A 13,142-nucleotide genomic window follows, 5' to 3' on the forward strand; every position below is an offset into this window, starting at 1 on the left:
TCGAAGGTGCCGTGCGGCCGTTCCGCGGTCCCCTCGGAGCGGGGGAAGAACTCGTACCAGGAGCCGTACAGGGCCCGCTCCCGCTCCACCAGCAGCGGCAGCGGATCCGACGCGGTGACCAGATCCCGCAACGGATAACGCCCCAGCACCGCGTCCACGTTCGCCGCGAACGCCGCCGCGAGCCGTGACACGGGCGGCAGCGAGTCGTCGCGCAGCGCTTCCGAGGCGGCCAGCACGGTCGCCCGCTCCGTCTCGTCGGGCACACCGGCGGCGGCACGCTCGTACAGTTCGCCGCCCTCCTCCAGCACCAGCCCGACGTCGATCCCGGCCGGCACCTTGATGCGGGCGGTGCGCCGCCACGTGGCCACCGGATCGCTCCAGGCCTCCACATGGAAGGTCCAGCGGCCCATCGCGGACGGGGTCACCTTGGCGCCCCAGCGGTCGATGCCGGGGGCCAGTTCGTGCATGGGTGTCCAGGGGCCGGGACGGCCGTCCGGGTCGGTCAGCACGACATTGGCGGCCACGGAGTCATGGCCCTCGCGGAACACGGTGGCGGTGACCTCGAAGGTCTCGCCCACGACCGACTTCGCCGGATGCCTGCCGCACTCCACGGCCGGGCGTACGTCCCGTACCGGGATACGGCCGATGGTCCCGGTGCCGGCAACGGCTTTGCTCTTGGTCCTGCCCATGGTTCACCTCCACCGTGCTCGAGGCCGGGCACAAGGCCCGGCCGGGGGTTCGATCTTCGCCGGAAGCCGACTACCTTCCGGCATGGAAACGCCGCCGCCGCGATCTCGGCGGTCCTCTCCGGGCGGAGACGCTCGCCGTGCGGGGCCGTTCGTCCTGCTCCCGGAGATAGGCGGCCGGTGTGATCCGCAGAAACCGCTCGGCGGCGTCCACGGCCTCGCGGGCGCAGCGCTTCCCCATCAGCACACAGAGGGTGTAGCCGGTGTCCTCGAAGGTGGCACGCACCGTGAGGTCGGCCGGGGCCGCGAGCATGGCTCGTTCCCAGGCCCGGTATCGCCGCAGTTGCCGGGCGACTTCGGCTTTGGCCGGTAGCAGCATTGGCCCGTTCACCTTCCGGGCTCGATGAGCGTTTCCCGTCCGTCGGGCGGAAACCCGTGCGCGCATACGCACGGGTTCCGTTACGGGCATCGAGGTCTTCACACATGGTGCACGGTTGACGACGCAGCGTCCTGTTGGATCTTCAACTACCTCAGGTGTGTGCTCCTGTTGCACGAATGGCGTACCGCCCCCACCCTGGAGTGACTCAGAAGCGATCAGCGCTCACGCTCCGTCATCGGGGCCCCGTCCCGCAGGGGCGAGGAGAGCGGGAGCTTTCGCGGTGAGGAGGTAAACGGTGAAGACCGCAGTGCCCTGCTACTACCACCTCGACGTGGAAGTCAGCCCCGAACGGGTGGGTCAGGTCAGCCGAATTCTGGCAGCCCACCTCCGGTACTGGGACCTGGAGACGCTTGTCGAGCCCGTCCGCAACGGCGCGGAGATGCTGCTGCGGGCCATCGACGAGCACGCTACGGACAAGAACATCTCGATCGAGATGTGGTGGAACGGCCAGCACCTCATCACGGCCGTCGGCGACAACGACCGCGCCCTGCGCCCGGACCACGAGCTGCGCGCCTGCCTGCGGCACATCGCCCTGGTCAGTGACGGGTGGGGCTGCTGCGCCACCGAGTCCGGCAGCAAGGTCATCTGGTTCTCGCAGCGTGCCCGCGCCGGCGAACGCGCCCCGCTCGTACCCACCGCCCCCGCGCCCAGTCTGCGCGAGGCCCGCGGCGTCCCCCGCGACGTGCCCGCCACAGCCGTCGCGCCCGCGGCGGGCATCCGGGACGGCGTCCTGGAGGAGGCTCGGTGACCGGACGTCGGCGCCGCGACGACAAGAGCCGAGGGGTGTCCGCCTGGAGCGGGCACCCCTACCCGCTGGGAGCCGCCCACGACGGCCGGGGCACCAACTTCGCCCTGTTCAGCGAGGTCGCCGAACGCGTCGAGCTCGTCCTCGTCGACGACAAGGGCCGGCACAGCGCGGTTCCGCTGACCGAGGTCGACGGCTTCGTCTGGCACGGCTATCTGCCCGGCGTCGGCCCGGGGCAGCGCTACGGCTACCGGGTGCACGGCCCCTGGGACCCGGGCCTGGGCCACCGGTGCAATCCGGCGAAGCTGCTGCTCGACCCGTACAGCCGGGCCGTGGACGGCCAGGTCGACAACCACGCCTCCCTCTTCGAGCGCGCCCCGGGCGCCCCGTCCCCGGCGGACAGCGCCGGGCACACCATGCTCGGCGTGGTCACCGAGCCGTACTTCGACTGGGGCGACGACAGCCCGCCGAGACGGCCGTACGCCGACACCGTCATCTACGAGGCGCACGTGCGCGGTCTGACCCGCACTCACCCCGACGTCCCGCCGGAGCTGCGCGGCACCTACGCCGGGCTGGCGCACCCCGCGATCGTCGAGCACCTCACCTCCCTCGGCGTGACCGCCGTGGAGCTGATGCCGGTGCACCAGTACGTCCAGGACGGCGTACTGCTCGACCGCGGTCTGTCCAACTACTGGGGCTACAACACGATCGGCTTCTTCGCCCCGCACAACGCGTACGCCGCCCACGGCACCCGCGGCCAGCAGGTCGACGAGTTCAAGACGATGGTGAAGGCGCTGCACGCGGCCGGCCTGGAAGTGATCCTGGACGTGGTCTACAACCACACCGCCGAGGGCAACGAGCGCGGCCCGACGCTGTCCTTCAGGGGGATCGACAACGCCTCGTACTACCGTCTGGTGGACGGCGACTGGGCGCACTACTACGACACCACCGGCACCGGCAACAGCCTGCTGATGCGCCACCCCTACGTGCTCCAGCTGATCATGGACTCACTGCGCTACTGGGTCACCGAGATGCACGTCGACGGCTTCCGCTTCGACCTCGCGGCGACCCTGGCCCGGCAGTTCCACGAGGTGGACCGGCTCTCGGCGTTCTTCGACCTGATCCAGCAGGACCCGGTGATCAGCCGCGTCAAGCTGATCGCGGAGCCCTGGGACGTGGGGGAGGGCGGCTACCAGGTCGGCAACTTCCCGCCGCTGTGGTCGGAGTGGAACGGCAAGTACCGGGACGCCGTACGGGACTTCTGGCGCGCCGAGCCCGGCTCGCTCGGTGAGTTCGCCTCCCGCCTGACCGGCTCCTCCGACCTGTACGCGCACAGCCGGCGCCGCCCGCGCGCCAGCGTCAACTTCGTGACCGCGCACGACGGGTTCACGCTGCGCGACCTCGTCTCGTACAACGACAAGCACAACCACGACAACGGCGAGAACAACCGGGACGGCGAGAGCCACAACCGGTCCTGGAACTGCGGTGCGGAGGGCGAGACGCGCGATCCGGCGGTACTCGGGCTGCGCGCCCGTCAGCAGCGCAACTTCCTCGCCACGCTGCTGCTGTCGCAGGGCATCCCGATGCTCTGCCACGGCGACGAACTCGGCCGCACCCAGCGCGGCAACAACAACGCCTACTGCCAGGACAACGAGGTCTCCTGGGTGGACTGGCGGCTCACCGACGACCAGCGCGCGCTCGCCGACTTCACCCGCCACGTCATCGGCCTGCGCGCCGCCCACCCCGTCCTGCGCCGCCGGCGCTTCTTCCAGGGGGAGACCCCGACCCACCCCGACCAGCCGCTGCCCGACCTGGTCTGGTTCCTCCCCGACGGACGCGAGATGACCCCGAACGACTGGCGCCGACCCGACGCCCACGCGGTCGCCGCCTTCCTCAACGGAGACGCGATCGCCGAGCCCGACTCGTGCGGGCGGCCGGTCGTGGACGACTCGTTCCTGATGCTGCTCAATTCCTACTGGGAGCCGGTCGAGTTCCAGCTACCGGACGAGACGTACGGAGAACGGTGGACGACCCTGATCGACACCTCGGAACAGCAGGGCACCTCGGACGAGGCCGAACACAAGGCAGGCACGGCGTTGTTGATCGAACGGCGAAGCCTGGTTCTGCTGTCCAGGCCCTCGCGCCAACGCCGCTGACCGTCACCTCTCACGGCGGGACGTGACCGTGAACTGCGCCCCGTCCGGATCCCGCAGCACGGCCTCGTCACTGCCCATCGACAACACACTGCCCCCGTTCAGCTCGGCGGTCCGCGCGCACTCCGCCACATCCGCCACCGCGAAGTGGACCTGCCAATGCGGACGGATCGTCGGATCGGGCGCGGACCCCACCGCCCCCGATTCGATGCGCGCCACCGCGTCACCCCCGCTGCGCAGCACGACCTCGCCGCCCTCGTAGTGGACCTCGCAGTAGCCGGGCCCCTCGGTGGCCCAGTCGAGGACCTCGCCGTAGAACATGGCGGCGTCGAACGCGTCGCGGGTGTGCAGGCGGATGAACGTCGGCGCGGCCCGCCGCCAGGTCTCCCAGTTGGAGATGAGCTCCCCCTCCCAGATACCGAACGTCGCGCCGTCGCGGTCCGCGAGCAGCGCCGCCCGCCCCGGCGGCAGGGAGAGCGGCCCGACGGCCGCGGTGCCGCCGCGTTCCTGCACGCGGGCGACGGCCTCGTCCGCGCTGGGTACGGCGAAATAGGGAGTCCAGGCCACGGCCATCTGCCACATCGAGGCGACCGCGGCGATCCCGGCCACCGGCACGTTCTGCACCAGCGCGACACGGAAGCGGTCACCCAGCTTGGCCGGCCGCCAGCGCCACCCCAGCACGGCCGTGTAGAACGTCTGGGTGGCCTCCAGGTCACGGCTGGTCAGGCTCACCCAGCAGGGTGCTCCGAACACGGAGTGTGTGGACACGACCTCGGCCGTGCTCCTGGGGGTTTTCGTGTTGTTCATGGCAGTCGCGTCCTGGTCTCGCCGCACCGGCGGCCACCGGTCTGCTCCCAGTGTCCGACCGGAACCGCTCCCGGGCCTGTCGAGTACCCCCGCCGGAGTGCCGAAACGGCCGATGTCCGTCCATGGGTTCACTGGCACCCGACCGGCGAAGAGACGAGGATGGAGCCGTGGTACCGGTACCGAGCGAGCCCGCCGACGAGACCGACCGGATTCTCGAACTGGAAGAGGAAGTCGACCAGCTCAAGGAAGCGGTGGTCTCGCACGCCGTCGTCGACCAGGCGATCGGCATGATCGTCGCGCTGGGACGGGTGTCGCCGGACGCGGGCTGGGCGGTGCTGAAGGACGTCTCCCAGCACACCAACATCAAGCTCCGCCGGGTCGCGGAACTTATTCTGGTCTGGGGCAGGGAGGGCGAGATGCCGCCCGAGATCCGCTTCGAGCTCGAGGAAGCCCTGGAGCGGCACGGCCCGACGCAGATCCCGGGGACGGCACAGGAGTAGGGCTCACCGGGCCTCGGCGAGCAGTTCGTCACGCAGATGCGCGAAGCAGCCGCTGAGCAGCCGGGACACATGCATCTGCGAGATCCCGAGCTGGAGGGCGATGCGGCTCTGCGTCATCCCGCCGAAGAACCGCAGGTAGAGGATCGTCCGCTCGCGCTCCGGGAGCCGTTGCAGGCACGGCTGGACGGAGACACGGTCGACGACCACCTCGTACGCCGGATCCGGGCCGCCGATCGCGTCCCCCAGCGCATAGCCGTCCGTCCCGGGCATCTCCGCCTCCAGCGACAGCGCGGAGAAGCAGTCCAGGGCCTCCATCCCGGTGCGCACCTCGTCCTCGCTCAGCTGCGCGTGTTCCGCTATCTCGGGAACCGTCGGAGCCCGCCCCGGGGTCTGCTGCGACAGCTCCTTGGTGGAGCTGCGCACCCGGTTGCGCAGGTCCTGGACCCGGCGCGGCACATGCAGCGTCCACATGTGGTCGCGGAAGTGCCGCTTGATCTCACCGGTGATGGTGGGCACCGCGTACGCCTCGAAGGCATGGCCGCGGGCCGGGTCGTAGTGGTCGACGGCCTTCACCAGGCCCAGGGCGGCCACCTGGTACAGATCCTCCAGGGTCTCGCCGCGGCCCTTGAACCGGACGGCGATCCGCTCGGCCATGGGCAACCAGGCCTGAATCAGTTCGTCCTTGAGTACCTTGCGCTCCGGCCCTTCGGGGAGTCCCACGAGCCGGGCGAACGCTTCGGCGGTGTCGGGGGCGTCGTCGTGCGGGTGCTGCTTCGTTCTGGTGGTGGCACTCATCCGTGCGCACCTCCCTCAGCAGGTGCTGGCTGGACAGCCATGGGAGGCGCGCACTCGGACCTCGTGGAGGACACCCCAGGGGCCTGGTGGGCCGGCTCCCACGGACGTGCCTCCTGTCCGAAGCACATAAAAACGTATGCCCGCCCGGTCGGAACCTGAAACACATTTCGTGAATGCGACTACGTGTTACAAGGCCAACCCGCTCAGCTACCCCCGCCCATTTCGCGCTCGGCTTCGCCGGCGCGGAACAAGGTGCGCGGAACGTGATGTGCGGCACGTGGGAGACCGCCCGCGCACGTCCCGGAGGGCGATTGTTCCTGCCCACGGCTTGATCGGTGATCAAGAGGGCGAATGGGCTGGCCACAGCGCATTCTGCTCATTTGACAGTGCACTGAGCGCAAAGATAGGAAGCAGCTCTCTGGGTCGAGAGGTGGATTGTGTACGAGCCGAACGTGGTCGGGGACTGGCACGAGTACGACGAGCATGCCGGTCTGCGTGTCCGCGTCCACTGCCTGGAGGCCGCCGAGCCGCCGCGGGGACGGGACGACGCCGCCGAGGGGCTGTCGTACTTCAGGGTTCGGGTCACCGTCGAGAACCGCGGCGACCGGCACCTCGGCATCCACCTCGAGGACGGCCAGATCGACGTGCGGATCGGCCGCGACGGCGAGGCCGCGTTCATGGACTGGCGCAACTCGCAGTTCATCGAGGGCTTCGACGTCTACCCGCTGCGCCGGGCCACCGCCGTGCTCTACGCGGCCGGCCCCGAGGCGAGCCTGAGCCAGGTCGACGTGCAGATCCAGCTGCGGGTCGAGGAGGAGTGGGCGGACCGCCGGCTGTGGACCGGCGGCGTCGGCCTCCAGGAGGGCTCGGCCGGCGCCCACGCCGCCACCCTGCGCGACGGCCTCGCGCTCCAGGTCAGCAACTTCCTGCGGGAGCAGGCCGAGGAAGGCACCGCCTGACGGACGTCAGGTCGGTGCCCGCCCGGCTCAGTGCGGGATGCCGTCGATGATCTCGCGGGCGCCCTGACGCAGCAGCGCGACCGCGACCGACGTGCCCAGCGTGGCCGGATCCAGTCGGCCGGCCCACTCGTGCGCGTTCAGCCGCGTCTTGCCGTCCGGGGTGAACACACAGGCCCGCAGGGACAGTTCACCACCGCGGTCCACGCGCGCGTACCCGGCGATCGGGCTGTTGCAGTGGCCCTGCAGGACATGCAGGAACATGCGCTCCGCGGTGGCCTCGCGGAACGTGTCCGGGTCGCCGAGGCCGCTGACGACGTCGATGAGTTCGGCGTCGTCCTCCCGGCACTGGAGCGCGAGGATGCCGGCGCCGATGGGCGGCATCATCACCTCGGGGGAGAGGGTGTCGCTGATCACGTCGGTGCGGCCGATGCGCTCCAGGCCGGCCACCGCGAGCAGCAGCGCGTCCGCCTCGCCGGCCGCGAGCTTCTCGAGGCGCCGGTTGGCGTTGCCGCGGAACGGCACGCACTCCAGGTGCGGGTGGGTGGCGGCCAGCTGCGCGACCCGGCGAACCGAGGAGGTGCCGATCCGGGTTCCGGCCGGCAGCTCGTCCAGCGTGAGCCCGCCGGGGTGGATCAGCGCGTCGCGGACGTCGTCCCGCTTCAGGAACGCGGCGAACGTGGTGCCGGCCGGCAGCGGCCGGTCGGCGGGGATGTCCTTCACGCAGTGCACGGCGAGATCGGCCTCGCCCGCCAGCAGGGCGGCGTCCACCTCCTTGGTGAACACGCCCTTGCCCTCGACCTGGGCCAGGTCGCCCATCCACTTGTCACCGGTCGTCTTCACGGGCACGACCTCGGTGCGCAGGCCGGGGTGCAGGGCCGCCAACTCGGCGCGGACACGCTCCACTTGGGCGAGCGCCATCGGCGAGTCGCGGGAGACGATACGGATCAGTTCAGGGGCGGACATGCCGCCACGATAGACCTTCACACGTCCGCACTCGTACGGCACCGCCCGATTCGCGCCCGGCTGAGAGCCCGCGCTCGTGCCGGCCGCGCCTGCACCACCAGCGCGGCCAGCGTGAACAGCCCTCCGGCCAGGAAGGTGCCGCGCACCCCGGCCACGGGAAGCAGCGCGCCCCCGAGCAGAGCACCGGCGGCGATGCCCACGTTGTAGGCGGCCGAGTTGGCGGCGAGTGCGGTCTCGGTCCGGCCCGGCGCGACCCTCAGCGCCTGGTTCTGCGTCGCCATGAAGACGGTCGAGACCGAAGCGCCCAGCACCATGATCAGCACCACGCTCGCCGCCGGGACATGGCCCGTCGCCCACAGCCCGAGCAGCGCCACCGTCTGGGCCGCCACCGGCACGGTCAGCGTGGCCCGCGGGAACCGGTCGAGGAGCGGCCCGGTCACCGCGACGCCCGCCAGCGCCGCCCCGCCGAACGCGAACAGCACCGCACTCACCGCGCCCGCGCCGAACCCGCTCACCTCGTGGAGGAACGCGACGACATAGGTGAACCCGGCGAAGGCACCGGTCACCGACAGCGCGGTCACCGCGAGCACGACACGGAACCCGCGCCGGTCGGGAGCGGCACCGTACGCGGCATGACCGTCCTGCGGACGGGACGTCGGCAGCAGCGCGGCGATCGTCACCAGGGAGACGAGCGCGAGCACCCCGAGCAGGACGAAGGGGGTGCGCCAGCCGGTGTGCCCGCCCAGCCAGGTTCCGGCCGGAACGCCGGCCACCGTGGCAAGGGAACCGCCGACGGACAGTGCCCCGATCACACGCCCCCGGCGCTCGGGCGGGAACATGCCGACCGCGACCGGCCCCATCACCGACCAGAACACCGCCTGCGCCAGCGCCGTCGCGACGCGCGCGGACAGCAGCACCCCGTACGACACTCCGCTCAGCGCCGACACCCAGCTCGCCACGGCGAGCAGCCCCAGGATTGCGGCCAGCAGATGGCGGCGCGGCACCGAGCGGGTGACCTGGACGAGCGGCAGCGAGGCGGCCGCCACGGTCAGGCCGTACCCGGTGACCAGGGCGCCCACGGCGGCGAGCGACACCCGCAGATCGTCCGCCATCAGCGCGAGCAGCCCGACCGGCAGGTTCTCGGTGGTGTTGAAGGTGAACGCCGCCAGCATCAGCGCCGCGACGACGGCAGCGCGCCGCCACGGAGCCGGAGATGTGCCGCCCATCCGACCGCCTTTCCGACAGGGGGAGTCGGGGGTCAGCGTGCGGGGCCGCGACCGGCGCGCTCTACTCTTTCGGTCCAGGACGAATCCCTTTCGGTCCCGAGACTCTCTTTCGGTCCGGGACGAATCGCCGCTCACGACGGGGGTCGCATGCCGCTCGCCCTGCACCTCGGCACCGACGACCTGACGCGCTGCCGGTTCGCGATCTCGCCGCTCTGCCAGACCCATGAGGTGCTGCGGATGCTGCGCCGGCCGGCCCGGCACGGCTACCACCGCACCTGGCTGCGCCGTATGCGCCGTACCCTCGCCGGCCTCGACCTGACACCCCTGTGGCTGTTCGTCCCACCCGTCCGCGGCTACACCCCCGACTTCCTGGGCGCGCCCCCGGACGACCCGTACCCGTCCTTCGACGACGAGCTGGCACGGATGCGCGCCACCGACCCGGCCCTGGCCCATGCGGAGATGACCCGTTCCCTGGCCTGCGTCCCCGGCCTCGCCGACTCACCCGCGGGGCGCGCCGCGCTCGACGACCCCGCCGCCACCGTACGGCGCCTGGCCGACCTCACCGAACGGGCCTGGCACGCGCTGCTCGCCCCGGACTGGCCGCGGCACCGCTCGGTGCTGGAGGCGGACATCGCGCACCGCTCGCGCCGGGCGGCCGACGGCGGCCTGGATGCGCTGCTCACCGGCCTGCACCCGGCCGTCGACTGGACCGACCACACGCTCACCCTGCGCCGCTACGGCGAACTCGCCGACGCCCAGCGCCCGGACGGCAGGGGAGTGCTGCTGATGCCGAGCGTGTTCGTGTGGCCGGACGTGGTGAGCGGCTTCGCCCGGCCCTGGCAGCCGACGGTCATCTACCCGGCCCGTGGCATGGGCCGCCTGCACGACGCCCCGGCACCGCGCCCGGCGGGGGCGCTCGCCCGGCTGCTCGGCCACCAGCGAGCGGCCGTCCTCACGGGTCTCGCCGTACCCGCCACGACGACGGATCTGGCCCGCCGTCACGGCCTGGCCCCGTCCACCGTGTCGGCCCACCTGTCGACGCTGCGGGACGCCGGGCTGCTGGAGTCCCGCCGCCAGGGCAACCACGTCCTCTACGCACGGACGCCCCTGGGCGACACCCTCGTGGAGGGGGACGTCGGCCCAGGGGTGCGGTGACCGGGACGCCCGGGGATCAGGCGTTCGGGTCGAAGGAGATGCCGGACGGCTTCGCCGACGACAGATGGGACGCGAAACTGCCGTCCTTCAGGCCGAAGTTGGCGCTGCCGAAGTTGTACGCGACGAGCTTGTCGCGTACGCCCGCCGGGTAGCCGTTCCAGCCGACCAGCGGCGTGTACTGCCAGGTGCCCTTGTGGTTCTCCGGCGGCTCGTCGTTCGAGTTCGCCAGCCGGAAGCAGTGCGTGCTGATGCCGTCCTTGTGGTAAACGATCTTGGCGTGTGTGCCGTCGAAGCGCACCGAGGACGCGGCGTGCACCGTGAACGAGCCGTGGTTCGACGTCGACACGTACTGGACCGCGTTGTTCTGCACCCACACCACGACGTGCTCCCAGTCGTGCCGGTGCCCGCCGATGCTGCTGCCCGCTATCGCCTGGTCCTTCTCGAAGTACAGGCCGTAGAGGTACGCGCACCAGCCGTTGTTGCACTTGTAGCGCGAGTAGCTGTTGGTGTTGTCGAGGTCCGAGGCGTCACGGCACTGGCCGTTGAGTGCGCCGGTCGGGTTGAGGCCGCCGTTGACGGTGCCGTCCGGGCCGATGGCCGGGGTGGAGTAGCACCCGTCGGTGTCGTAGTCGAAGGCCGGCTGATACGTCCGCTCGGCCGACTCGGCGTTGCCGGGCAGGGCACCGGGCGGTGCGGCGAAGGCGGCGCTGGGGAAAGCGATGACAAGGGCGGCGGCACCGGCGAGCCCGGTGAGCCATCTCTTGCTGTGGGTGCGGAACGACTGTGACGCCACTGCGTCCTCCTCCTGGAACGGCGCAGCCCAACGGCTATGGGGGGATGGGGAGTTCAGGATCCCGGCGTTTCACATCGGTGCCAAGAGGCACGGGCGTACCGCTGGTAACGATCAGCACAACAATTGGCGCCCGGCACAGGTGCCTTGGCCGGCGAGGCACACCGTCAGGCGCTGTCCTCCGGCAGCCAGGCCGCCGACTTCTCCGGCGTCAGGTCCGGTCGCAGCCGTAGCCAGGACGGCTGGCGCAGCAGCCCCGACCGGGTACGGACGCTGTAGCGCACCTCGCCGACCAGCCGGGGCAGCACCCAGTACGCGCCCGCCACCCGGGGCACCGGATCGAAGGGGCACTCGTCCGTCGCCACGGCCCGCATCAGCTCGGCCAGCTCGGTCCGCTCCGCCTCGCTCCAGCCGGTGCCCACCCCGCCGACGTACCGCAGCCGACGGTCGGCCGCGAACTGCCCGACCAGCAGGGCGCCCGGCAGACCCGTGAGCCGGCCCTTGCCGGGCAGCCAGCCGCCCACGACGACGTCCTCGCTGTGCATGTTGCGGATCTTCACCCAGGCGCGGGAACGCACCCCGGGCTCGTACAGCGAATCCAGCCGCTTGCACACCAGCCCCTCCAGGCCGTGCTCCCGGGTGGCCTCCAGCGCCTCCGCCCCATGTCCCACCACGGCACCCGGCGTCGACCAGAACGGCCCGTTCAGATCGAGGTCCTCCAGCCGCCCGCGCCGCCGGGAGTAGGGGACCTTCAGCAGGGAGCGGCCCGCCAGGTGCATCACGTCGAACAGCACAAGATGCGCGGGCGTCTGCGCGGCCATCCGGGCGGCCCGGGCGGGCGAGTGCGCCAGCCCCATCCGGGACTGGAGCAACTGGAAGTCGGCGCGCCCCTGTTCGTCCAGGGCCAGGATCTCCCCGTCCAGCACGGCGGGTGAGCTCCCGAGGCTGTCGCCCAGCGCCCGCAGTTCGGGGTAGGCGGCCGTGATGTCCTCGCCGGAGCGGGCGCGCAGCAGCAGGGTGCCGTCACCCGCCAGATAGACCACCGCGCGCTGGCCGTCCTGCTTGGTCTCGTAGGCCCAGCGCGCGTCCTGGGAGGTGGGCGGGAGTTTGCCGGAAGTGGCGAGCATGGGAGGGATCAGCGGCAGGCTCACGGGTCAGTTCTCGACACGCCCGCCCGCCGCCACGCGCACCGGCCGCCGATTTCCCCTGAACGGCGGGCGTGGCGTCACTCGCCCCCGTTCGGCGGAACGGCCCGCACCAGACCCGACTGATAGGCCATGACGACGAGTTGGGCACGGTCGCGGGCGCCCAGCTTCGTCATGGCGCGATGCACATGGGTGCGTACGGTCAGCGGGCTGACGTAGAGCTTCCCGGCGATCTCCTCGTTGGAGTGGCCCTCGGCCACCCAGGCCATGACCTCCCGCTCGCGGGCGGTGAGGGCGGCCAGGTGCTCCGGAGCGGCCGACTGGGCGCTCTCGGCGGGCGAGGACAGGAACCGGGCGATCAGGGTGCGGGTCGCGGTCGCGGAGAGCAGGGACTCGCCGGCGGCCACGGTGCGGATGCCGGCGAGCAGCACGTCCGCGGTGACGTCCTTGCCGAGGAAGCCGCTCGCCCCGGCCCGCAGCGCCTGCGCCACGTACTCGTCGATCTCGAACGTCGTCAGGATCAGCACCCGTACCGCCGTGAGGTCCGGGTCGGCGCAGATCGCCGAGGTGGCCGCGAGCCCGTCGGTGCCGGGCATCCGGATGTCCATCAGGACCAGGTCGGGGCGGTGGACCCGGGCGAGCTCGACGGCCTCGGTGCCGTCGGTGGCCTCGGCGACCACCTCCATGTCCGGGCAGGAGTCGATCAGGATCCGGAAGGTGGCCCGCAGCAGGGCCTGGTCGTCGGCGAGCAGTACACGGATGGTCATGGGTGGTGCTTC

Annotated in this window: 14 protein-coding genes; 5 read left to right on the forward strand and 9 right to left on the reverse strand. The window is 71.4% G+C overall.

Annotated features, from left to right (window positions below):
* Positions 1 to 689 (reverse strand): maltotransferase domain-containing protein (locus ACFPQ9_RS21565; protein WP_380855425.1); only part of this gene is annotated, 689 nt, incomplete at its 3' end.
* A 70-nt stretch (positions 690 to 759) separates the two neighbouring features.
* Positions 760 to 1,065 carry a DUF5133 domain-containing protein gene (locus ACFPQ9_RS21570; RefSeq protein WP_380855428.1) on the reverse strand — a complete coding sequence of 102 codons (306 nt, stop codon included), beginning with the start codon at positions 1,063 to 1,065 and terminating at the stop codon, positions 760 to 762.
* A 295-nt stretch (positions 1,066 to 1,360) separates the two neighbouring features.
* Here ACFPQ9_RS21570 and ACFPQ9_RS21575 point away from each other — a divergent pair, with 295 nt between their 5' ends.
* Together ACFPQ9_RS21575 and glgX are read left to right on the forward strand one after the other, a co-directional pair.
* Positions 1,361 to 1,873, forward strand: coding sequence for a pep a2 (locus ACFPQ9_RS21575; protein ID WP_380855431.1), 513 nt, complete (start codon positions 1,361 to 1,363; stop codon positions 1,871 to 1,873).
* Positions 1,870 to 4,026: a glycogen debranching protein GlgX gene (gene glgX / locus ACFPQ9_RS21580; RefSeq protein WP_380855434.1), complete on the forward strand. Its 2,157-nt coding sequence runs from the start codon at positions 1,870 to 1,872 to the stop codon at positions 4,024 to 4,026. Before ACFPQ9_RS21575 ends, glgX begins: the two co-directional genes overlap by 4 nt.
* 3 nt (positions 4,027 to 4,029) lie before the next feature.
* Here glgX and ACFPQ9_RS21585 read toward each other — a convergent pair whose 3' ends face one another.
* Positions 4,030 to 4,830, reverse strand: a complete 801-nt coding sequence (locus tag ACFPQ9_RS21585) for a VOC family protein (RefSeq protein WP_380855437.1) — start codon at positions 4,828 to 4,830, stop codon at positions 4,030 to 4,032.
* A 167-nt stretch (positions 4,831 to 4,997) separates the two neighbouring features.
* Between ACFPQ9_RS21585 and ACFPQ9_RS21590 the strand changes: the two genes are divergently transcribed.
* Complete coding sequence (locus tag ACFPQ9_RS21590) at positions 4,998 to 5,330, forward strand: ANTAR domain-containing protein (protein ID WP_380855440.1); 333 nt, start codon at positions 4,998 to 5,000, stop codon at positions 5,328 to 5,330.
* A 3-nt stretch (positions 5,331 to 5,333) separates the two neighbouring features.
* Here the strand turns inward: ACFPQ9_RS21590 and ACFPQ9_RS21595 are convergent, their stop codons facing one another.
* On the reverse strand, positions 5,334 to 6,125 hold the full coding sequence (locus ACFPQ9_RS21595; protein ID WP_380855443.1) for a SigB/SigF/SigG family RNA polymerase sigma factor: 792 nt from the start codon (positions 6,123 to 6,125) through the stop codon (positions 5,334 to 5,336).
* 437 nt (positions 6,126 to 6,562) lie between these two features.
* Here ACFPQ9_RS21595 and ACFPQ9_RS21600 point away from each other — a divergent pair, with 437 nt between their 5' ends.
* Entirely contained in the window at positions 6,563 to 7,084 is a 522-nt protein-coding gene (locus tag ACFPQ9_RS21600) for a hypothetical protein (protein ID WP_380855446.1), read from the forward strand.
* Between the two features lie 27 nt (positions 7,085 to 7,111).
* Here ACFPQ9_RS21600 and hemC read toward each other — a convergent pair whose 3' ends face one another.
* Positions 7,112 to 8,047, reverse strand: coding sequence for a hydroxymethylbilane synthase (gene hemC / locus ACFPQ9_RS21605; protein WP_380855449.1), 936 nt, complete (start codon positions 8,045 to 8,047; stop codon positions 7,112 to 7,114).
* Between the two features lie 17 nt (positions 8,048 to 8,064).
* Entirely contained in the window at positions 8,065 to 9,273 is a 1,209-nt protein-coding gene (locus ACFPQ9_RS21610; RefSeq protein ID WP_380855452.1) for an MFS transporter, read from the reverse strand.
* A gap of 147 nt (positions 9,274 to 9,420) precedes the next feature.
* On the opposite strand from ACFPQ9_RS21610, the gene ACFPQ9_RS21615 reads away from it, so the two are divergent.
* Entirely contained in the window at positions 9,421 to 10,428 is a 1,008-nt protein-coding gene (locus ACFPQ9_RS21615) for an ArsR/SmtB family transcription factor (protein ID WP_380855455.1), read from the forward strand.
* A 16-nt stretch (positions 10,429 to 10,444) separates the two neighbouring features.
* On the opposite strand, the gene ACFPQ9_RS21620 is transcribed toward ACFPQ9_RS21615, so the two are convergent.
* The 3 genes from ACFPQ9_RS21620 to ACFPQ9_RS21630 form a co-directional block, all read right to left on the reverse strand.
* Positions 10,445 to 11,221, reverse strand: a complete 777-nt coding sequence (locus tag ACFPQ9_RS21620; RefSeq protein ID WP_380855458.1) for an NPP1 family protein — start codon at positions 11,219 to 11,221, stop codon at positions 10,445 to 10,447.
* A 164-nt stretch (positions 11,222 to 11,385) separates the two neighbouring features.
* Entirely contained in the window at positions 11,386 to 12,369 is a 984-nt protein-coding gene (gene ligD, locus ACFPQ9_RS21625) for a non-homologous end-joining DNA ligase (protein ID WP_380855461.1), read from the reverse strand.
* 74 nt (positions 12,370 to 12,443) lie between these two features.
* Positions 12,444 to 13,130, reverse strand: coding sequence for a response regulator transcription factor (locus ACFPQ9_RS21630; RefSeq protein WP_380855464.1), 687 nt, complete (start codon positions 13,128 to 13,130; stop codon positions 12,444 to 12,446).
* Between the last annotated feature and the right edge of the window lie 12 nt (positions 13,131 to 13,142).

This window comes from Streptomyces coerulescens, assembly GCF_042657965.1.
GTDB classification, from domain to species: domain Bacteria; phylum Actinomycetota; class Actinomycetes; order Streptomycetales; family Streptomycetaceae; genus Streptomyces; species Streptomyces coerulescens.

Coding starts and splice junctions, on each gene's coding strand:
- ACFPQ9_RS21570 (WP_380855428.1), bottom strand. CDS start 1,065: ATGCTGCTACCGGCCAAAGCCGAAGTCGCCCGGCAACTGCGGCGATAC.
- ACFPQ9_RS21585 (WP_380855437.1), bottom strand. CDS start 4,830: ATGAACAACACGAAAACCCCCAGGAGCACGGCCGAGGTCGTGTCCACA.
- ACFPQ9_RS21595 (WP_380855443.1), bottom strand. CDS start 6,125: ATGAGTGCCACCACCAGAACGAAGCAGCACCCGCACGACGACGCCCCC.
- hemC (WP_380855449.1), bottom strand. CDS start 8,047: ATGTCCGCCCCTGAACTGATCCGTATCGTCTCCCGCGACTCGCCGATG.
- ACFPQ9_RS21610 (WP_380855452.1), bottom strand. CDS start 9,273: ATGGGCGGCACATCTCCGGCTCCGTGGCGGCGCGCTGCCGTCGTCGCG.
- ACFPQ9_RS21615 (WP_380855455.1), top strand. CDS start 9,421: ATGCCGCTCGCCCTGCACCTCGGCACCGACGACCTGACGCGCTGCCGG.
- ACFPQ9_RS21630 (WP_380855464.1), bottom strand. CDS start 13,130: ATGACCATCCGTGTACTGCTCGCCGACGACCAGGCCCTGCTGCGGGCC.